Source organism: Agromyces aurantiacus (assembly GCF_016907355.1).
Lineage (GTDB): Bacteria > Actinomycetota > Actinomycetes > Actinomycetales > Microbacteriaceae > Agromyces > Agromyces aurantiacus.
This window is the reverse complement of sequence record NZ_JAFBBW010000001.1, coordinates 1,124,980-1,143,748: the sequence shown is the minus strand read 5'-3', so window position 1 is coordinate 1,143,748 and position 18,769 is coordinate 1,124,980. Positions and strand designations below refer to the sequence as shown.

The 18,769-nt window shown below is 72.0% G+C and carries 17 protein-coding genes; 7 read left to right on the top strand and 10 right to left on the bottom strand.

The genetic code is table 11. The features are described 5' to 3' along the window. Positions 1–3: 3 nt before the first annotated feature. Genes JOD46_RS05350 through JOD46_RS05325 form a run of 6 tightly spaced genes read right to left on the bottom strand, consistent with a single transcriptional unit; the run spans position 4 to position 7,314 of the window. Entirely contained in the window at positions 4–1,824 is a 1,821-nt protein-coding gene (locus tag JOD46_RS05350) for an FAD-dependent oxidoreductase (RefSeq protein ID WP_204392219.1), read from the bottom strand. Continuing rightward, positions 1,821–3,314 (bottom strand): DUF4127 family protein, encoded by a 1,494-nt coding sequence (locus JOD46_RS05345; protein ID WP_204392217.1) that lies wholly within the window; start codon positions 3,312–3,314, stop codon positions 1,821–1,823. Before JOD46_RS05345 ends, JOD46_RS05350 begins: the two co-directional genes overlap by 4 nt. Positions 3,315–3,360: 46 nt before the next feature. Beyond that, positions 3,361–4,179, bottom strand: a complete 819-nt coding sequence (locus JOD46_RS05340; RefSeq protein WP_204392215.1) for a GntR family transcriptional regulator — start codon at positions 4,177–4,179, stop codon at positions 3,361–3,363. Next, complete coding sequence (locus JOD46_RS05335) at positions 4,176–5,105, bottom strand: carbohydrate ABC transporter permease (RefSeq protein WP_204392212.1); 930 nt, start codon at positions 5,103–5,105, stop codon at positions 4,176–4,178. The genes JOD46_RS05340 and JOD46_RS05335 overlap by 4 nt, the downstream gene beginning before the upstream one ends. After that, on the bottom strand, positions 5,102–5,980 hold the full coding sequence (locus tag JOD46_RS05330) for a carbohydrate ABC transporter permease (RefSeq protein ID WP_204392209.1): 879 nt from the start codon (positions 5,978–5,980) through the stop codon (positions 5,102–5,104). Before JOD46_RS05330 ends, JOD46_RS05335 begins: the two co-directional genes overlap by 4 nt. A gap of 5 nt (positions 5,981–5,985) precedes the next feature. Further along, the gene (locus JOD46_RS05325) at positions 5,986–7,314 is read right to left on the bottom strand and encodes an ABC transporter substrate-binding protein (RefSeq protein ID WP_204392207.1); all 1,329 of its coding nucleotides are present in this window, start codon (positions 7,312–7,314) and stop codon (positions 5,986–5,988) included. Positions 7,315–7,577: 263 nt separating this feature from the next. On the opposite strand from JOD46_RS05325, the gene JOD46_RS18770 reads away from it, so the two are divergent. After that, positions 7,578–10,043, top strand: a complete 2,466-nt coding sequence (locus JOD46_RS18770; RefSeq protein WP_204392205.1) for a glycoside hydrolase family 10-like protein — start codon at positions 7,578–7,580, stop codon at positions 10,041–10,043. A gap of 64 nt (positions 10,044–10,107) precedes the next feature. On the opposite strand, the gene JOD46_RS05315 is transcribed toward JOD46_RS18770, so the two are convergent. The 3 genes from JOD46_RS05315 to JOD46_RS05305 form a co-directional block, all read right to left on the bottom strand. Then, on the bottom strand, positions 10,108–11,640 hold the full coding sequence (locus tag JOD46_RS05315) for an MFS transporter (RefSeq protein ID WP_204392203.1): 1,533 nt from the start codon (positions 11,638–11,640) through the stop codon (positions 10,108–10,110). Between the two features lie 106 nt (positions 11,641–11,746). Then, positions 11,747–12,313 (bottom strand): dihydrofolate reductase family protein, encoded by a 567-nt coding sequence (locus tag JOD46_RS05310; RefSeq protein ID WP_204392201.1) that lies wholly within the window; start codon positions 12,311–12,313, stop codon positions 11,747–11,749. Positions 12,314–12,407: 94 nt separating this feature from the next. Then, positions 12,408–13,343 carry an RNA polymerase subunit sigma-70 gene (locus JOD46_RS05305; RefSeq protein ID WP_307834919.1) on the bottom strand — a complete coding sequence of 312 codons (936 nt, stop codon included), beginning with the start codon at positions 13,341–13,343 and terminating at the stop codon, positions 12,408–12,410. A 112-nt stretch (positions 13,344–13,455) separates the two neighbouring features. Here JOD46_RS05305 and JOD46_RS05300 point away from each other — a divergent pair, with 112 nt between their 5' ends. Genes JOD46_RS05300 through JOD46_RS05275 form a run of 6 tightly spaced genes read left to right on the top strand, consistent with a single transcriptional unit; the run spans position 13,456 to position 18,272 of the window. Continuing rightward, positions 13,456–14,199: an ABC transporter ATP-binding protein gene (locus tag JOD46_RS05300; protein WP_204392197.1), complete on the top strand. Its 744-nt coding sequence runs from the start codon at positions 13,456–13,458 to the stop codon at positions 14,197–14,199. Continuing rightward, on the top strand, positions 14,196–15,494 hold the full coding sequence (locus tag JOD46_RS05295) for an ABC transporter permease (RefSeq protein WP_204392195.1): 1,299 nt from the start codon (positions 14,196–14,198) through the stop codon (positions 15,492–15,494). The genes JOD46_RS05300 and JOD46_RS05295 overlap by 4 nt, the downstream gene beginning before the upstream one ends. Before the next feature lie 15 nt (positions 15,495–15,509). Continuing rightward, positions 15,510–16,142 carry a TetR/AcrR family transcriptional regulator gene (locus JOD46_RS05290; protein ID WP_204392193.1) on the top strand — a complete coding sequence of 211 codons (633 nt, stop codon included), beginning with the start codon at positions 15,510–15,512 and terminating at the stop codon, positions 16,140–16,142. A gap of 48 nt (positions 16,143–16,190) precedes the next feature. Further along, positions 16,191–16,790: a TetR family transcriptional regulator gene (locus JOD46_RS05285; protein ID WP_204392191.1), complete on the top strand. Its 600-nt coding sequence runs from the start codon at positions 16,191–16,193 to the stop codon at positions 16,788–16,790. Continuing rightward, the gene (locus tag JOD46_RS05280; protein ID WP_204392188.1) at positions 16,783–17,514 is read left to right on the top strand and encodes an ABC transporter ATP-binding protein; all 732 of its coding nucleotides are present in this window, start codon (positions 16,783–16,785) and stop codon (positions 17,512–17,514) included. The genes JOD46_RS05285 and JOD46_RS05280 overlap by 8 nt, the downstream gene beginning before the upstream one ends. Beyond that, positions 17,511–18,272, top strand: coding sequence for an ABC transporter permease (locus JOD46_RS05275; RefSeq protein ID WP_204392187.1), 762 nt, complete (start codon positions 17,511–17,513; stop codon positions 18,270–18,272). The genes JOD46_RS05280 and JOD46_RS05275 overlap by 4 nt, the downstream gene beginning before the upstream one ends. A gap of 23 nt (positions 18,273–18,295) precedes the next feature. Here the strand turns inward: JOD46_RS05275 and JOD46_RS05270 are convergent, their stop codons facing one another. After that, positions 18,296–18,769 (bottom strand): pyridoxamine 5'-phosphate oxidase family protein, encoded by a 474-nt coding sequence (locus JOD46_RS05270; protein WP_307834918.1) that lies wholly within the window; start codon positions 18,767–18,769, stop codon positions 18,296–18,298.

Sequence of the window (18,769 nt, the reverse complement as noted above, 5' to 3'; positions counted from 1 at the left end):
TCCTCATTCGGGGTCGTGGCGGGACGGCCGCGCCGTCACGCCGTGGCGTGCTTCCGGGTGCCCGAGGGCATCCGCAGCCGTCAGGATCGGGTCGGCCAGGGTGCGGGCGAGATCAGCCCAGGAGGCGCCGGCGCGTTCGGGCGGCGCCGGCGCCTCGAGGTCGAAGCGCGCCGCCAGCGTGGCGGCGGCGCGGGACAGGGCGGCGAGGGCCTCGGTGTCGGCCGGTTCGTCGGGCCGGACCTCGAGCCGGCGGAGTCGGTCGTCGTCGAGGCCGCCGTGCGCGGCGAGCAGCGAGCCCGCGACGAACGCCGCGTGGCGCGGACCGAGGTCGGTCGCCCACACGATGGGAACGCCCGCGCGCAGCAGCGCGACCTGCAGTGCGACCTGCGCGCTCGGGTCGCCGGCGATGTCCGCCGGACTCGTGCGGCGGTCGACGGCGACGGCGCCGAGCGCTCCCGCCGCCTCCCCCACGGCCCACTCGCCGTGGTGCACCCGGTAGGCCGCCGCCGCCACCTGGGTGGCGGCGAGGTTCTTCGCGCCCGCCACGAGGTTCACCGGCGCACCGTCCCGTTCGGAGACGAGCGCCCGGAGCGGCACCTGGAAGGGTGCCGTCGGCGCGTACACGCTCGAGTGCCCGCCGACGCGCGGGTGCAGGTCGGCGTGGTACCACGCGATGCCCACGGCGTCGTCGAATGCCGCGGCCCTCGCGAGGCCCGCCCTGGGGGCCAGGTCGAGCTCGGTGACGGGCCGGGCCGACGCGAGCCGACGCGACTCCCGCACGTAGGGCGTCTCGGCGAGCCCGTCGGGCGTGCCCGAGACCTCCGGTGCGAGCCGCAGCTCCGGATACCCCGTGCCGGCCTCGTCGTCGCGGGGCGCCTCGGTCCGCAACCAGTGCACGAACGCGACGGCGAGCCGCCGGGCGTCGGCACGGGTGCGCTCCGGCTCTGCGGTGAGCGGGCTGCCGTACCAGTCGTTGCCGTGCCAGTTGATGATCGCGGCATCCGGCCCACCCACCTGCCGCGGATCGCGGACCCGACGGTACGACCAGAAGGAACCCGGCGGGACCCCGTCGTCGAAGAACGGGAAGGTGTGCTCGTGATCGGCGTCGTTCGCGAGTGTGAGGCTGAAGGGCTGTGCATCGCGCAACTCGGCGTAGCCCTCCGGCGGCGCGCCGACCTCGTGCGGTCCATCGTCGCGTACGAGGGCCGCGACGATCGTGCACGACTGCTCGGCGCGCGAGTCGGGCCCGCCCGGCAGCGCGTGCGGCTCGCCGAACGCGTCCCGTCCCTCGGAGCCGACGATCCAGTCGACCCCGGCCAGCGGCAGCAGGTCGCCGGTCTCGGTCGCGTCGATCACGACGTCGCCCGCAAGGCGGAGCTCGCCCTCCGGGGTACGGAACCTGACGGCCGCGATGCGTGCGCCCAACTGCTCGACCACGATCGGCGTCGCCCCCGTCACGACGGTGAGGCGACCCGCCTCGACGGCCGGAGCGAGCATCGCGGCGAGCACGCGCTCGCCCACCAGCGGCTCGAAGCAGATCCGGCTCACCCAGCCGCCGCCGGGATTCACCACCCCGCCGTACTCGGCTCGCAGCCCATCACGGAAGGCACGATAGGACGTCGAGCACCCGGCGGTCTCGATGTGGGGATGCTCGTCCAGCGGAGCGGTGAGCTGCGCCGTCACCTGTCCGCCGAGCCGGGACTCCGGGCCCGCCATGACGGCGGTGCGCCCCGCGCGCACCACCGCCATCGCGGCCGCGATCGCGCCCAGGCCGAGGCCCGCGATCGCGACGTCCGCCCGCAGCTCGACGGCGCGCGCGGTCACGGGAGCCCCCCCGAGTCATCCGCGAGCGCGATCTCGAAGCTCCGCCCCCACGGGAAGCGGACGTGCTCCGGGCGGACGGGTCCGATCCCGAGGCCCGGGATCGAGACGAGTGCATCGCCGAGTCGACCGGCGACGAAGGCGGATGCGGCATCCGGGTCGTCGATGCGATCGTGACGGTCGACAGGCGAGCCGAGCTCGCGCCGCAGGGCCGCGCGGGCGACGCTCATGTAGCCGAAGTCCTCGATGAGCCGGAGGCGGACCAGCCGCGACGCCGCCGCCTCGTCGAACACGCCGGCGCGGCGGGCGACGACGGCCGTGACGAGGTGCGCCGCCGCGGTGCCGAGGGTGTTGCCGGCGGTGTTCCACGCCGCGTACCCGTCGAGCCGTGCGACGGCACCGGTGGCGGCCAGTTCGCGCACCAGCTTGGGGTCGGCGCCGTTCGGCTGGGCGACGTCGCCCACGGCGACCGCCGCGCCGCCGTCGAGCAGGCGGGCGACGAGCTCGGCCGTGCGACACGCGGCCACGTCGTCGGTGGTCGCGGGCGCGGCGACCGCCCAGTCGCCACGGGAGCCGTCGGGGGCGTGCACGACGAGCACGGCGTCGGCGGCGGCCGGCTCGTCGACGAGCACGCCGCCTGCGGCCTCGACCTGCGCGCGGGCGGTCGTGCCGACCGGTCCGGTCTCGTACGGCGCGACCCGGCGGAGGCCGTCGGGTTCGGCGCACGCGAGGGCGACACGGGGGCGGGTGTCGCCGGCGAGCCGGTCGACGAGCAGGCGTGCGGTGAGCACGGCGCCCGTCTCGTCGGCGCCCGGCCCGACCACGACCCGATCGCGCAGCTCGAGTCGGGCCGTCCACGCATCGAGCTCCGCCTGCGCCACGGCCGAGAGCGACCGGGTCGCCGCGTCGTCCACGCCCACGAAGAGCCGCGAGATCGTGCCGTCGGCCGCGAGCCCGACCGCCGCCAGACCGAGGGCATGCTGCCGGAGCCGTCGGCGCAGCCAGTCGGCGCGGACCTCGCCCGGCACCGGCTCCGCGCCCTCCGCGCGGTCCGCGCGGCCCGCGCGATCGCCGTCGGCCAGGCGCGCCGAGAGGGCATGCAGCGACGGTCCCCACTGGGCCCAGTACTCCGGCTCCTCGAAGGCGTCGAGAGCGTCGGGCGACCGCGGCACCACCACCGCGGCGTGGACGGGCACGTCGAGCCCGCGCAGCACCGACCACCGCGTGAGCACCTGCTCGAGCGGCTCGTCGCCGATGCGCGAGGGGATGAGGCCCCCGAATCCGAGCGCGTCGAGCGAGACCACCGCACCGTCGGCGTTCGCCGCGGCCTCCGCGAACCACGACGAGAGCAGGTCGACGTCGCCGGGGCGCCGGACCGAGGGCAGCGCCTCCGCCGGCGGCCCGTCGACCGCGGCGCCGGCGATGGCCGCGACGAGGCCGGGGAGGCGCGCGGAGACCGGCCGCTCGTCGAGCGGCACCAACACGATCCTCATGCGCGGCCCTGCGGCGTTCGCGTGGAGGGTGGAGCGGGGCGGCGCATCAGCTTCGACGCTTCACGTTGATCTGGAAGTCGTACGAGTCGCCGCGGTACACGCCCGTGGACGACTCGATGCGACGGCCGTGGGTGTCGAACACGATGCGGGCGACGAGCAGCGCCGGAGCGCCCGGCTCGGATTCGAGCAGTTCGGCCTGCTGGGCGTCGAGGCCGACGGCCCGGATCGTCTGGTGTGCACGTGCGGGCGTCGCGCCGGCGTGGTCGAAGTACTCGTACAGCGACCCGAGGAGCTCGGGGCCGAGGTTGTCGCCCGTCAGCCACTCGGGAAGCCAGAGGCTCTCGATGCACATCGGGGCGCCGTCGGCTGTACGGAGCCGCTCGATGTGCACGGCACGAGCGCCCGTGGGGATGAGCAGCTCCCGGGCGACGCGCTCGTCGGCGCGGCCGTGCTCGAGCCGCAGCACCCGCGATCCCGGCGTCATGCCGCGCTCGGAGATGTCCTCCGAGAACGAGGTCAGGTATGGGGACTTCGTCACGAGGTCCTTGTCGGCAACGAATGTGCCCGATCCCTGCACTCGGTACACCCAGCCGTGGTCGGCGAGGCGGGCCAGCGCCTGCCGGATGGTCGCCCGGCTCACGCCGAAGCGGTTGACGAGTTCGCGCTCGGGCGGCAGCGGGTCGTGCGGCGAGAGGTTCGCGATGACCTCGTCGCGCAGCCGAGCACGGATCGCGTCGGCCTTCGAGCCGGGGTCGGAGCGCACGGCGGCAGCGGGGGCGGCCGGAGCGGCCGAGGTCACCGTGGCGGGCACGCCGGCCTCCCCTGCGGGCGCCCCCGCCGCAGTCTGGTCGAATTCGATGCTCATCCCTTCACCGCCCCTTCTCCGGCGCCGCGGAAGAACCACTTCTGTGCGAGGAAGAACGCGATGATGAGCGGGATCACCGCGATCATCGTGCCGGCGGCGACGACCTTCTGATCATCGGCGAACGCGCCCGCGAGGAACTGCAGGCCCACCGTGAGCGTGTAGTTCTCCTGGCTCGTGAGCACGATCTGCGGCCACAGGAAGTCGTCCCACGCGAACATGAAGCTGAAGATGCCGACGACGGCCATCGTGCCCGTGACCGAGGGCATCGACACGCGCCAGTAGCGCTGGAACTCGGTGGCCCCGTCGAGCACGGCCGCCTCGTCGATGGCCCTGGGCAGCGACAGGAACGCCGAGCGGAACAGCAGGATCGAGAACCCCGTGACCGCCGACGGCAGGATGACGCCGAGCAGCGTGTCGACGAGGCCGAGTTGCCGGGCGGTGAGGAAGACGGAGATGAAGATCACCTCGAACGGGATCACGAGCGTCGCGAGGAACGTGAGGTAGGCGGCGGTGTTGCCGCGGAAGCGCAGCCGAGCGAGGGCGAAGCCGGCCATCGAGCCGAACAGGATGTTCGTCACGGTCGAGGCGCTCGCGACGATGAACGAGTTGCCGATGAAGGTCCACACCGGGATCACGTCGGCGACCTTCGCGAAGTTCTCGAGCGTCGGGTCGCGCGGGATCAGGTACGGCGGGTACGAGAACACGCTGTCGGCGTCGCCCTTGAGGGCGGTGCCGAGCGTGTAGAGGAACGGACCGACGAGCAGCGCGAGCACGAGGAGCAGCACGACGTAGTGGAGCGCGCGCGTGGCGACCCCGGCCGCGCCAAGCCGGCGGCGCCGCCGGAACCGGGGCTCGGTCTCGGCGCCGGCGGAGGGCATGGCGGGTGCCGCGTCGCGCGCGGCGTCCGTGGATTCGATGACGCTCATGCTTCCACGTTCTCCCTGCTGAGCTTCTGCAGCGCGACGGTCAGGCCGATCGTGAAGACGAACAGCACCAGGCTCATCGCCGCCGCGTAGCCGACCTGCCCGTCGAACCCGGATCCGACCTCGCGGATCGTGAAGACCAGTGACCGGACGGTGCCACCGGGGCCGGCCGTCGGACCGGCGATGACGAAGATCTCGGCGTACACCTTCATGGCGGCGATCGCCGACAGCACGCCCACGAGCAGCATGGTCGGCCGCACCGAGGGCACGGTCACCGACCAGAAGCGGCGGATGCCGCCGGCGCCGTCGACCTGCGCCGCCTCGTGCAGCTCGCCCGGCACGTTCGCGAGCGCGGTGAGGTAGATCACCATGTAGAAGCCGAGACCTTTCCAGACGGTGACGAGCATGCAGCTGAAGAGCAGCAGCGTGCCATCGGTGAGGAACGGCAGCGGCTCCTGCACGATGCTGAGCGTCTGGAACAGCCAGTTGACCGGGCCGCGCTCCTTGAGCAGGAAGACCCAGATCAGGCCGACGACGACCATCGAGGCGATGACCGGCGTGTAGAACGACGCCCGGAAGAAGGACATGCCGGGGATCTTCGGCTGGACCAGCATCGCCAGCAGCAGCGGCAGGACGACGAGGAGCGGCACCACGACGACCACGTAGAGCAACGTGTTGCCGGCGGAGAGCCAGAACACGTCGGAGGTGGCGAGGGCCCCGAAGTTCTCCAGACCCACGTACTGCCCGCCGGACGCCAGCCGGAAGTCGGTGAACGACAGCTGGACGGTTCGGAAGAACGGCACGACGTGGAAGATCAGCGCAACGGCGAGCGCCGGAGCCATGAGCACCCACGGGGTGAGGATCCTTCGGGGCCGCATCGCGACTACTCCCCGCCGCCGGTGATCTCGTTGGCCGCCTCGACCGCCTGGTCGAGCGCGTCCGTCGCGGAGAGCTCACCGGTGAGCGCGAGCTGGATCTTCGCGAGCACCGCGTTCTTGACCTGGTCGTCGTACTGCACGGGCGTGAGGTTCTCCGCGCGCTCAAGGCCGTTGGCCGAAAGCTTGATCGCCTTCGACAGCTCCGTGCCGTCGGAGTCGTCCTGGAAGAACGGGTCCTCCAGCGCCTCGGTGACCGAGGGCAGCACGGGGGCGACCTTCGAGAAGGCGAGCTGGTTCTCGGCGTTGGTGATGAACTTCGTGAACGCGAGCGCGGTGCCCTTGTTCTCGCTCGTCTTCGGGATCAGCAGGCCCATGACCGACATGTTGATCGGCTCGCCCTCGGCGGCGATCTGCGGGGCGACGCGGGTGTTCTCGAAGACCTGCGGCGCGTTCTGCTCGATGCCGTTGAGGAAGTTCGGGCCGGACGGGAAGACCGCGACGGTGCCTGCCTGGTAGCCCTCCTTGGCGTCGTTGAGCGTCTGGGTGACCGAGTCGGCCGGGAAGACGCCCGACTGGTACATCTCGGCGAGCATCTCGACGTGCTCGACGGCCTCGGGCGTGTTGAACGTCCACACGAGGTCCTCGTCGATCAGCGGCACGCCGATCTTGGCGAGGTCGGTGAGGAATCGGTTCTCCAAGGCGGGGTGCAGCCCGTAGTACGCTCCCGCGCCCGCCTTCGAGATCGCGGCGGCGTCCTCGTAGAGCTCCTCGAAGGTCTCGGGGGCGTCGTCGGGGTCGAGACCGGCCTTTTCGTACAGGTCGGCGTTGTACATGGTGACCTCACTGGTCAGGTACCACGGCACCCCGAAGGTCCCCTCGGTGCCCGGCACCTGGAAGCCCTTCCACGCGCCCTCGACGTACTCGGACGCCAGCTCGGGGTCGGCCTGGTCGATGTCCATGAAGACGCCCTCCCGTTCGAGCGGCTGCGCGAAGTTCGGGTTCATGTTGACGACGTCGGGGAGGTTCCCGGCCGCGGCGTCGGCGGCGAACTTCTCCTGGGCGCCCGCGAAGGGCACGTCGATCCACTCGACCTCGGTGCCGGGGTACTCGTCCTCGAAGGCGGCGATGGTGTCCTCGATGTACTTCGCGAGGTCGGGGTTCGAGCTCAGCTCGAGCGTGGCGAAGCTGATCTCGCCTTCGACGGTCGACAGCTCGTCGGCGGATGCCTCGGAGCCGGTGTCGACTCCCTCGAGGCTGCAGCCGGCGAGCGCGAGCGCGAGTCCTGAGGCGGCCGCGGCGGCGCCGAGCGCGCGTCGCGTTCGGTTCAACGTCATTGTGGGACCTTTCGATTCGGGAGCGGAAGGGTGCGTCCGACGGGCACGGTAGCAAATGGTTCGTACCACTGCAACACGGGAAGACCATCGACTCCACACACCCCCGGCGCAGCATCCGGAATTCTCGATGAATCCGACTGATCGGCTCTTGCGGCGCGCCACGCGCATGGTTAGCCTGACCAACCATTGGTCCGAACCAATCGGACCGATCCGGCACCGACGCCGACGCCGGGCCGGCAGACGACCCGAACGAAGGATCGATCGTGAATCATTCGAGACGTACGAGGCGCCTGGCGATGCTCGCCGCCTGCGCCGCCGCCGCCCTGGCCGTCGGCGGCGTGATTGCCGCGCCGGCCCTGGGCGCGGCACCCGCCGCCGCGGCCGTCGCCGCCCCCGCCACGCCGGTCGCAGGTGACGAGGTCACCGCCCCGGACGGCGCCCGCCTACCGGTCGCGGCGGTGAACCCCCCGAGCCGGCTGGCCGGCATGGTCGCGGTCTACACACCCGCCTTCGGCGCGACCACCAAGACGAACCAGTACGGCGGCGAAGCCGTGCTCCGCCCGGGCACCGACGGCACGTGGCTCGTCGAGCGCGTGTGCACCGTGCTCGCCACGTGCGCCGACCCGTCCTGGAAGCCGGGCGACAACGCGATCCCCGCCGACGGGATCGTGCTGTCGGTCTCCCCCGGCGGCACCCCCGACGTGCGCGCGTGGCTCCGCGACCACGTTCGGCCGGGAGACGCCCTCAGCATCGGCCCGGTCATCTCGCGCACCGCGACCACGACCCTCGATGCGGTCGACCCCACCGCTGAGACCAATCCCCCCGGCGTCGACGGCACGGGCGTCTGCTACCCCGGATGCCGCGGGGCAGAGCAGCTCGTGCAATACACCCCGGCATCCGGCCGGGCCACGACCGGCACCAACGACTTCGGCTTCGAGGTCACGGTGCAGGGCGGCGTCGTCACCGGCGCGGGCGGCAACGACCGCGAGATCCCGGCCGATGGCTTCGTGCTCTCCGGTCACGGCAGCCGCGGCACCTGGCTGCAGGCGAACGCGGTCGTCGGCGCGACGATCGGCATCGAAGGCTCGACGCTGAGCGCGACCGTCGACGAACGCACCGCCATCTTCGGCGCCGACCGCGCCCTCGCCGACGCGGCCGGCCGCATCGGCGCCGCCGTCGACTCCTGCCTCGCCTTCCCGGTCGACGCGGCCGGCGAGGCCGCCGACGAGTCGGCCGCGCTGCTGGCCGAGGCCCGCGCCGCGGCGGAGGCCGGCGACGCGGCATCCGCCGTCGAACTCGCGGGGTCGGCGCGCGCTGCCGCCGAACTGGCCGCGTACCGCACCGCGGAATCGCGCGTCGCCGAGGGCCGGGCGACGTGGGTCCGACCCGAGGAGACGACCCCGCAGGCCATCGAGGCGTCCCTGGACCGCATCGACGCGGCCGGGTTCAACATGATCTTCCTCGAGACGATCTACCAGGGCTACACGATCTTCCCGTCGGACGCCGCGGCCGCCGCGGGCATAGCCCCCCAGCGTCCGAGCATGGTCGGCTTCGATCCGCTCGAGGTCTGGATCGAGGGCGCACACGAGCGGGGCATCGAGGTGCACCCCTGGATCCACACCTTCTTCGTCGGCTCGGACCAGACCGGCGGCGTCGGCCCCATCCTCTCGGTGCACCCGGAGTGGGCGGCGATCCAGCGCAGGGACGTGGGGAAGGCGGGCCTGCATCCCTCGATCGCCGAACCCGGCTACTACTTCCTCGATGCGGCCGTTCCCGAGGCCCGGGCGTACGTCCAGTCGCTCCTCACGGAGCTGATGACGGAGTACGACATCGAGGGCGTGCACCTCGACTACATCCGCTACCCCGTGTCGCTCCCATGGGAGACCGCCGGCTATTCGTACAGCGACTTCTCGAGAGCGGCGTTCGCGCAGGAGCACGGCGTCGATCCGTACACGCTCACGCCCTCGTCGCCCGAGTGGAAGCTGTGGACCGACTGGCGCATCGCCAACGTCACCTCGTTCGTGGGCGAGGTCCGCGAGCTGCAGCAGCGCATCGCTCCCGATCTGGCGCTCTCGGCCGCCGTCTTCGCCGACCCGGTCGACGGGCTCGACAAGAAGTTCCAGAACTGGGGCGACTGGGTGGACCGCGGGTACGTCGACGTCCTCACCGGCATGTCGTTCGGCACCTCGGGCACCTCGGTGGCGCGCGACACGGCCGTGATGCGCGAGCGCGTCGGCGAGTCCGAGTACCTCTACACCGCCACCTACGGGCCGTTCCGCGGCTCGACCCCCGGCACCGTGCTGGAGCAGATCCGTTCCGTGAACGCGGCGGGGTCGGACGGCACGGGACTCTTCGCCTACAACCAGCTCTCGGACGAGCAGGCGGCCGCGCTGTCCGAGGGCGCACATCGCGTGGACGCCGTCGCGCCGCACCGCGATCCGGCGGGAGCCGCCTCGACGGGCATCGCGGTGATGCGCGAGTCGCTCGGGGCGGCGGTCGACGGCGACTGCCTGTCGGACGACGGCGCCGACAAGGTCGGGCATCGCCTCGACAAGGCACTCGAGGCGCTCGCAGACGGCGACCTCGACAAGGCCTCGCGCGAACTCGCCCGTGCGGAGGAGCGGATCGGCTCGCCCGAGGCGACGGGCGCCGCGGCCTGGGCGGACCGTGCCCATCGTGATCTCGCGATGTACGCCCGCTGGATCGGAACCGCCGCGTCGTCCGACTGAGCCGCATGCCTCGACGGCGGGCGGGTGCTCCGGCATCCGCTCGCCGTCGCGGATCCGGCGCGGCTCAATCCGTCGTGGCGCTGCCGGCGAGTGCGTCGGCCCGACGCACGTCGTCGGGCGGTGTGAGCGTGTGCGACGTCGACGCCGCGGCGGCGGCCGCCTCGAACTCGGCGGGCCGGCGAGTGACCTTGCGAGCGACGAGCAGCGCGAGCGCGATGCCGAGCGCGCACCAGATGCCCATCGCGATCGACGACCACGAGAAGGCATGGGCGAGGGCGACGGCATCCGACTCGCCCGCTGCCACCTGACGCGAGCCGACCCCGCTGTAGACGGACGCGACGATCGCGGTCATCACGGCGGCGCCGACGTAGCGCGCCATGTTCGAGATGCCGGATGCGGCACCGACCTCGGCGGGATCGACGCATGCCGTCGAGATCGATGAGCACGGGCCGTTCTGCAGGCTCATCCCGGCCGCGACGCCGATGAGCGGCAGGACGAACAGCGCGTAGGTCCAGTTCTCCGTCACGAACGCGAGGGCCGCGAACGAGACGGTCATGATGATGAATCCGACCGCGATGGTCGTGCGGGCCCCGATCTTGCCGACGATCGGCGTGATGAGCGGCGCGATCACCACCGCGGCGGCCGCGACGGGCAGCGTCGCGAGACCGGCCTGGAAGGCGTTCATGTCGAGCGTCGCGGGATCCTGGAAGTACAGGCTGACGACGTACATGATCGCGTTCACGGTGCCCGAGCCGAGCAGGATCGACAGCGTGGCGCCGACGAGGATCTTGTTGCGCAGTAGGGCCAGATCGAGCAGCGGGGCCTTCACGCGACGCTCGACCAGGATGAACCCCACGGCCGCGAGGATCGAGATCGCGAAGCACGAGAGCGTGGGCAGCGAGACCCAGCCCCACGCGCTGCCGTTCGTCAGCCCGAAGATGAGCGGGGCGAGGATCGCGGCGATGAGCACGGTGCCGGTCCAGTCGATCGAACGCGGTCGGTTCGGGTCGCTCGATTCCTGCACCGAGAGGAGCGTGATGGGCACGCAGGCCGCCGCGATCGCGGCGTCGATCCAGAACAGGCCCTGCCAGCCGAGCGTCGAGGCGAGCAGGCCGCCGACCAGCGGTCCGGCGGCGGCGCCGATCGCCGAGGCCGCACCCCAGAGCGTGACGGCGCGCAGCTGCGCCTTGCCCGTGTTCGACGCCGACAGCAGGCTCATGCCGCATGCGAGGATCGTGGCGCCCGCCGCACCTTGGATGCACCGGCCGGCGATCACGCCGAGACCCTCCTGCGAGAGCGCGATCAGCACGCACGAGGCGATGAACAGGAAGAGACCGCCGAGGAAGATCCTCCGGCGGCCGAACACGTCGCCGAGCGCGCCCGAGGTGACGATGACGGCCGCCCCCACGAGGGAGTAGCCGGTCACCGCCCACTGGAGGGTGTCGGTCGGCGTGCCCGTGTCCTCGGAGATGGCGGGGATCAGGATCGACACCGCCGAGGTGTTCGCATTCACCACCAGCGCCGAGACCGAGGTGGCGATGAGTGCACCGCGCGCAGAGCGCGACGCCGTCGTCGTAGTCGCAGTCGTGTCCCCCATGGGCACGTTCTTAGCACCCGGTCCGACGCCGCGACAGGGTCCTTGGCAGGACGAAGGTCCTGTGGCGGTGGATCGTGGCGGTGGATCGTGGCGGTCGACCGTGCGATCACGTGCCGGTCGCACGCGCCAGCACCGACAGGACCGCGGGTCCCGCCATGTCGACCGAGACCAGCTGCAGTCGCTCGGGTGCATCGAAGAGCCGTCTGGCTCGCGGTTGCGCGATCACGATCGGGAAGGTCAGCAGACGGTACTCGTCGACGGCGCCGGCCGCCTGCAGTTCCCGGACCACGCTCGTGCTGCCGATCACGACCACGTCGCGATCGGCGGCCATCCCGGCCACGCCGTCGAGGAGCGGTTCGTCCAACCGGCCCGAGTTCGACCACGCCTCGAGGTCGAGCGAACTGCTCGACACGACCTGCTTCCGGGCTCGGTTCATCGCCGCGGCGAAGGGATCCGTGCGCGACGGCCACAGGCGGGCGAAGTGCTCCCACGTGCGGCGACCGAACAGCAGTACGCCGTCGTCGAGGGTCGGTCCGAGACGGAACTTGTCGCCGGCGATCGCCTCGGGTCCGAATCGGAACGCCCAGCCGCCGAAGGCGGTTCCACCCCGGCCGTCGGGATCCTCGACCACGCCGTCGAGGGTGATGAATTGGATGACGATGACCTTGGCCATGCGGGGCTCCCGTTCTCGAGGGACCGACACCCTGCCGGTCTCACCCGTACGTACCGCCGGGCGGACACGGATTCATCGCAGCGCGGACAAGGTTTCATCCCAGCTCAGCCGGGGCGCCGAAGAGCGCGAACACCTCCGCGGAGGCGAAGACGGTCGTCCTCGTCACGAGGCCCCGTTCGACGGTCAGGACCTGCACCGTGTGGATCATCCCGTCGAGGTACGCCACGAAGCCCGCCTCGCCGTTCGCCCAGATCGGCTCGGTTCGCCAGCGAGCGCCGCGCTCGCGATACACGCGGCGCATGAACCCGGCATAGTCCTCGCGCCCGCGGTACCAGTTCCGCATGGGCGGCATCTCGAGCACGACGTCGGCGGCGAGCAGGGCGGTGATCGCCGCGACATCCGCTCGCTGGAACGCGGTGACGTACCGGTCGACGACCGCGCGCTGCTCGGCGGGCGGCTCGGCCGCGGCCTCGGGGTCGACGCCGGCCCGGGCGAGCCGCGAACGTGCGCGCTGGAGAGCGCTGTTGACCGCTGCCGTGGTCGTCCCGAGCGATTCGGCCACGTCGGCGGCGGGCACGTCGAGGACCTCGCACAGGATGAGAGCGGCCCGCTGGCGGGCCGGCAGGAGCTGCAGGGCGGCGACGAGCGCGATGCGAAGCCGGCTCCGCTCGATCGCCTGCGCGTCGGGATCGGTGGGGAACGGCGTGAGCCATGGCACTTCCGCGGCGGGCTCGAACGGTGCATCGGGATCATCGAACGGGGGGCCGGCGCTCGAGGGCAGCGGCCTCGCTCGCCTCGATTCGAGCGCATCGAGACACACGTTCGTGGCGATTCGGTACAGCCAGGTGCGAACCGATGCGCGTGCGGGGTCGTACCGGTCGAAGGCGCGCCACGCCCGCAGCATCGTCTCCTGCACGACGTCCTCCGCATCGTGGACCGAGCCCAGCATGCGGTAGCCGTGCACGAGCAGCTCGTGCCGATGCGGTTCGACGGCTCGGGTGAATCGGGCATCCACGGCTGCCATCTTCACACCGGCTGCGCGCTTGTCGTGTCTCTCGTCACGTTCTCAGCCATTCTGCAGCTTGTGAAGCTTTAGTTGCAGTCACTGCAATTCCTTGCTTCATGAACTGAAAGGAACGCCGATGTCACTCGCACCCCCGCCCCCCGAATCACCGGTCCTCCGCGCGGCCGACCTCACGAAGAGCTATGGAACCGGGGAGAGCCGGTTCGAGGCGCTGCGCGGCGTGAGCCTCGACGTGCGGCGCGGCGAGTCCCTCGCCATCGTGGGTCGGTCGGGCTCGGGCAAGTCCACGCTCATGCACGTGCTCGCCCTGCTCGACCGGCCGACGGGCGGCCGCGTCGAGGTCGACGGCGCCGACATGGCGAGCGCGCCCCCGCGTTCCCTCAACCGGCTGCGCAACGAGCGCTTCGGGTTCGTGTTCCAGCAGTTCTTCCTCACGGCGCAGCAGTCGGTGCTCGAGAACGTCACCCTGCCGTTGCTCGTCGCCGGAGTGCCGAAGCGCGAACGCACCCGCCGCGGCATGGCCGTGCTCGAGGCACTCGACCTCGCCGACAAGGCGAGGAACCGCGCCACCGACCTGTCGGGCGGGCAGAAGCAGCGCGTCGTCATCGCCCGCGCCCTCATCAACGAGCCCGACGTCATCTTCGCCGACGAGCCCACCGGCAACCTCGACTCCGCGACGGGCCGCCGGGTGGAGGACCTCCTCTTCGGCCTGCACCGCGACCGCGGGATCACGCTGGTCGTCGTCACCCACGACGACGACCTCGCCGCCCGCTGCGACCGGCGCATCACGATCGCCGACGGTCTCATCGTCGATCGCGCGGATGCCGCGGAACCGGCCATGGCGATCGGAGGCGCCCGATGAGGACCGCCGACGTCGTGGCGACCGCCACCCGCAACGCCTTCCGCAGCAAGCTGCGCACGACCCTCACCGTCTTGAGCCTGTTCGTGGGCGCCTTCACGCTCACGCTGACCACGGCGCTCGGCGCCGGGGTGAACGACTACGTCACCACGCAGGTCGCCTCGCTCAGCACCGGCGACGTGCTGCTCGTCACGCCGGCGGCGTCCACCGACACCTCGGAGGGTCCGAACGAGTACGACCCCGAGGGGCGGCAGCAGTCGAGCCAGGCGAACCCGCTCGGCTCGGGCACGCTCCTCAACGACGACGACCTCGACGCCACGCGGGCGATCGACGGCGTCGACCGTGTCGAGCCGGTGCGCCCGATCACGGTCGACTGGATCGCGGCAGCCGGCGACGCCGACGGGAAGTTCGAGCTCGACGTGAACCCCACGTCCTCGATCGCCCGAAGCGACCTCGTCGCCGGCACGCAGCTCGACCAGGAGGCCGACGAGCCGCAGATCCTGCTCCCCGAGGACTACGTCGACGCGCTCGGCTTCGACGACGCCGAATCGGCGGTCGGCCAGACCGTGACCCTGGGCTACACGGATGCCGCGAACGCCGCCGAGACCACGGACGTCGAGATCGTCGGCATCGCCCGCACGAGCCTGCTCGCGTCCGGCGCCGGAGTGAACCAGGCCGTGACCGACCTGATCGCCGACGCCCAGGCCGCCCCCGGCCAGCCGGACGCGTACGCGGTCGCCGTGGCCTACCTCGCCGGCTCCGGCGACGGCGGCCAGGTGACCTCCTCCGACGTGACCTCGGTGAAGGCGGACCTCTCGGACGCCGATCTCGCCGGGCAGACCGTCGAGGACCAGCTCGGGGTGATCCAGACCGTCATCACGGGCATCATCGGCGTGCTCAGCGCGTTCGCGATCGTGGCCCTCATCGCGGCATCCTTCGGGATCGTGAACACGCTGCTGATGAGCGTGCAGGAACGCACCCGCGAGATCGGCCTGATGAAGGCGATGGGCATGTCGAACGGGCGCGTGTTCGGGCTGTTCAGCTTCGAGGCCGTGGTCATCGGGTTCCTCGGGGCCGCGCTGGGAGCTCTCGCCGCGATCGGCGTCGGATCGGCGATCTCGTCGGTGGCGGCGGGCACCGTGCTGGCCGACCTGCCCGGCTTGACGCTGCTGCTGTTCGAGCCGAGCACGGTCGTGGTCGTCATCCTCGTCATCATGCTGATCGCGTTCCTGTCGGGTGTGCTCCCGGCCCGGCGAGCGGCCCGACAGGATCCGATCGAGTCGCTACGGTACGAGTAGACCGAGGAGCAGATCATGTCGACCGCAGCCGCACCCCGCCGTCGCGGCGTCGCCGCGACCACCGCCGCGATCGAGAGCGCCGCGGTCGAGCTCGTGCTCGAGCACGGCTACGACGACGTGACGGTCGACATGATCTGCGCCCGCGCGGGCGTGAGCCAGCGCACGTTCTTCAACCACTTCAAGACGAAGGATGCCGCGCTGCTCGGGCCCGACGTGCCGACCATCGACGAGCGGGCCGCACGGGAGTTCATCGTCTCGGACGGCCCGCTCCTGGCCGGCGCGGTCCGGCTGGTCCGGATCGAGCCCGAGCACATCCCGACCGATCCGCAGCTGATCATGCGCCGGATCCGTGCGATCTCGGGCAATCCGATGCTGCTCGCGCGGCAGATGGAGCGCCTCACCGCCGTCGAGGGCGAACTGCGGGAGATCATCGAGCTCCGGTTGCGCCAGGATGCGCTGCGCGAGGGCGCCGGCCACGAGGAGCTCGCGGAGATCCCGGAACAGGCCGAGATCACGACGCACCTGCTGGCGGGCCTCATGCGCTACATCGGCCTGGCATGGGCTCGCGGTGCCGAGGAGGGCGCGGCGCCTCCCGACGACGCGCAGCTCGCCGCGCGGCTCGAACGGGTCATCCGCAAGCTGGGGTGAGGGGGCCGGCTCTTGCCGCCTCGAATGTGAGTGACTAACATTCTGGTTGTGACCACCACCGGCACCACCAAACGCGAGCGCACCCTCGCCCGACTGCTCGACACCGGACTCGACCTGATCGAGCGCCAGGGGTACGACCAGACCACGGTCGCCCAGATCGCCGCCGCAGCGGGCGTGACCGAGATGACCTTCTTCCGGTACTTCCCGACGAAGGAGTCGCTCCTCCTCGACGACCCGTACGACCCGATGCTGGTCGAGGGCGTCGCCCGCCAGCCGAGGAAGCTCCCGACGTTCACGCGAGCGGTCCGCGGTATCCGCGAGGCATGGCGGGCTGTGCCCGAGCCCGAGCATCCGGCCATTCGCCGGCGCGTGCGGATCGCCGCGCAGACCCCCTCGCTGCGCGCGGCGACCTGGCGTTCGACGGGCAACACCGAGCGTGCCCTCATCGCCCAGCTGGTCGAGGACGGCGCCACCGAGCACGACGCGCGGATCGCCGCCGCCGCCGTGCTGGCCGCGCTCGTCGCGGGGCTCTTCGCCTGGGCCGACGACGAGTCGACCGGCCTCGGCGCCTCGATCGAACGCGCGCTCGACGTGCTCGACGTGCCGACCGCGGCGGCGCCGAGCCGAGCGGGAGGCTCCGATGAGTGAACCGCGGATCGAACTGGTCGCCGTCCGGCGGGAATTCGCCGGCGGTGCCGGCGTGCACGGGGTCGACCTCGCGATCGCGCCGGGCGAGATCCACGCGCTCGTCGGCCTGAACGGCGCGGGGAAGACGACGCTCATGCGGCTCATGCTGGGAATGCTCCGGCCGGACTCCGGCGTGGTGCGCATCGACGGGGTCGCGCTGCCCGACCTGCCGTCCGGCGCCTGGGCGCGCGTGGGCCACCTCGTCGAGCAGGCCCTCGCCTACGGCGAGCTCGACCTCCGCACGAACCTGCGCCTCGCCGCCCGGCTGCACGGTGCCACGCGAAACGAGGCCGGCGGCCTCGCGGACGCGGCCATCGAGGAACTCGGCCTCGCACGCTACGCGCGAGTGCGCGCGCGCCGGCTCTCGCTCGGCAATCGACAGCGGATCGGGCTCGCGGCCGCGCTCCAGCACCACCCCGACCTCATCGTGCTCGACGAGCCCACCAACGCGCTCGACCCCGCCGGTGTCATCCTGCTCCGCGAGGCGATCGTCCGGCGCGCCGCGGCGGGCGCCGGCATCCTCGTCTCGAGCCACCACCTCGACGAGGTCGCCCGCATCGCCGACCGGATCAGCGTCATGAACGACGGCCGTCTGATCGGCAGCCTCGATCCCGGCGCGACCGACCTCGAGCGGGCGTTCTTCGCGCTCGTGCACGCCGACGACCTCGAGCGGAGGGCGGCATGACCGGCTTCGGGACGGCGGTCGCCGTCGAGACGCGCAAAGCCGTCGCCTCGCGGGTGCTGCCCTGGACCACGGGCATCGTGGTGGTCGCCCTCGCCGCGCTCACGACGGGACTGCTCGCCGCGGCGGCTGCCGGCGACGAGCGCGTGCTCGCACGCCTCGGACCGCTCGCCGACGCCGACGGCTGGGCCCTGCTCGTCGGCACGGCGGCGCAGATCCTCGCGGCGGGCGGCTTCGGAGCCTGCGGCATCCTCATCGCCTGGCTCTATGGTCGCGAGTTCGCGGACGGCACGGTCGCCGCGCTCTTCGCGCTGCCCGTGCGCAGGTCGACCCTCGCGCTCGGCAAGCTCGCCGTCTACCTCGCCTGGGCCGCCCTCCTCGCGGCGGCCATCACGCTCCTGCTCGCGGTCGTCGGCATCGCATCCGGGCTCGACCGCAGCGACCCGGATGGCGCGGCGGAACTCCTGCGGATCCCCGTGCTGACCCTGCTCACCGCCTTCCTCGCGGTTCCCGCGGGATGGGTCGCCAGCCTCGCCCGCAGCGTCCTCGCCGGGATCGCGACCGCGATCGTGCTCCTCATCGCCGCGCAGGTGTGCGCGGTGCTGGGGGTCGGCACGTGGTTCCCGCTCGTCGCGCCCGCGCTGTGGGCGATCGACCCGGCGAGCGTGCCGTGGCCGGCGCTGCTCGGCGTGCTCGTCGTTCCCGCCGCCTTCGGCGGGGCGATCGCCGTCACGTGGGCGCGGATGCAGCTCGACCGCTGAGAGCGCATCGCCCGAGGTCCCGATCAGCGGACCCGGGCCCGGTGATCGTCGTCACGCCCGTGGCGTGGGCAGGGCTGCCGCGGCGGCCGAGGGCAGAGGACCCAGATCGCGGCGGCGCGGGCGCGGTAGAGCCGCCACGGCGACGGGTCGCTGACCTCCTCGGCCGTGATCGGCGACCCGCCGCGCGACGGGTCGCCGGGATAGACGGTGAGCGCGCCCTGCAGCTCGTCGCCGGCGACCACCTCCGCGAGGCCCGTCGAGTACACGCCGCGCCCGTGATACGGCTCCACCGTCGAATCGAAGACCGCGAGACTCACCTCGGGATTCGCGACGATGTTGCGGGAGTGCCGCGACGTCGTCGCGGACATCCAGTAGAAGCACTCCAGCTCGTCGTCGGCCGCGAAGTACACCGGGCTGCACCACGGGCGCCCCTCCGCATCGACGGTCGCGAGCGCCAGGTAGCGGTTCGAGGCCACGAGCTGTCGGGCATGGAGCAC

Coding starts and splice junctions, on each gene's coding strand:
- JOD46_RS05345 (WP_204392217.1), bottom strand. CDS start 3,314: ATGAGGATCGTGTTGGTGCCGCTCGACGAGCGGCCGGTCTCCGCGCGC.
- JOD46_RS05340 (WP_204392215.1), bottom strand. CDS start 4,179: ATGAGCATCGAATTCGACCAGACTGCGGCGGGGGCGCCCGCAGGGGAG.
- JOD46_RS05335 (WP_204392212.1), bottom strand. CDS start 5,105: ATGAGCGTCATCGAATCCACGGACGCCGCGCGCGACGCGGCACCCGCC.
- JOD46_RS05330 (WP_204392209.1), bottom strand. CDS start 5,980: ATGCGGCCCCGAAGGATCCTCACCCCGTGGGTGCTCATGGCTCCGGCG.
- JOD46_RS05325 (WP_204392207.1), bottom strand. CDS start 7,314: ATGACGTTGAACCGAACGCGACGCGCGCTCGGCGCCGCCGCGGCCGCC.
- JOD46_RS05315 (WP_204392203.1), bottom strand. CDS start 11,640: ATGGGGGACACGACTGCGACTACGACGACGGCGTCGCGCTCTGCGCGC.
- JOD46_RS05310 (WP_204392201.1), bottom strand. CDS start 12,313: ATGGCCAAGGTCATCGTCATCCAATTCATCACCCTCGACGGCGTGGTC.
- JOD46_RS05300 (WP_204392197.1), top strand. CDS start 13,456: ATGTCACTCGCACCCCCGCCCCCCGAATCACCGGTCCTCCGCGCGGCC.
- JOD46_RS05295 (WP_204392195.1), top strand. CDS start 14,196: ATGAGGACCGCCGACGTCGTGGCGACCGCCACCCGCAACGCCTTCCGC.
- JOD46_RS05290 (WP_204392193.1), top strand. CDS start 15,510: ATGTCGACCGCAGCCGCACCCCGCCGTCGCGGCGTCGCCGCGACCACC.
- JOD46_RS05280 (WP_204392188.1), top strand. CDS start 16,783: ATGAGTGAACCGCGGATCGAACTGGTCGCCGTCCGGCGGGAATTCGCC.
- JOD46_RS05275 (WP_204392187.1), top strand. CDS start 17,511: ATGACCGGCTTCGGGACGGCGGTCGCCGTCGAGACGCGCAAAGCCGTC.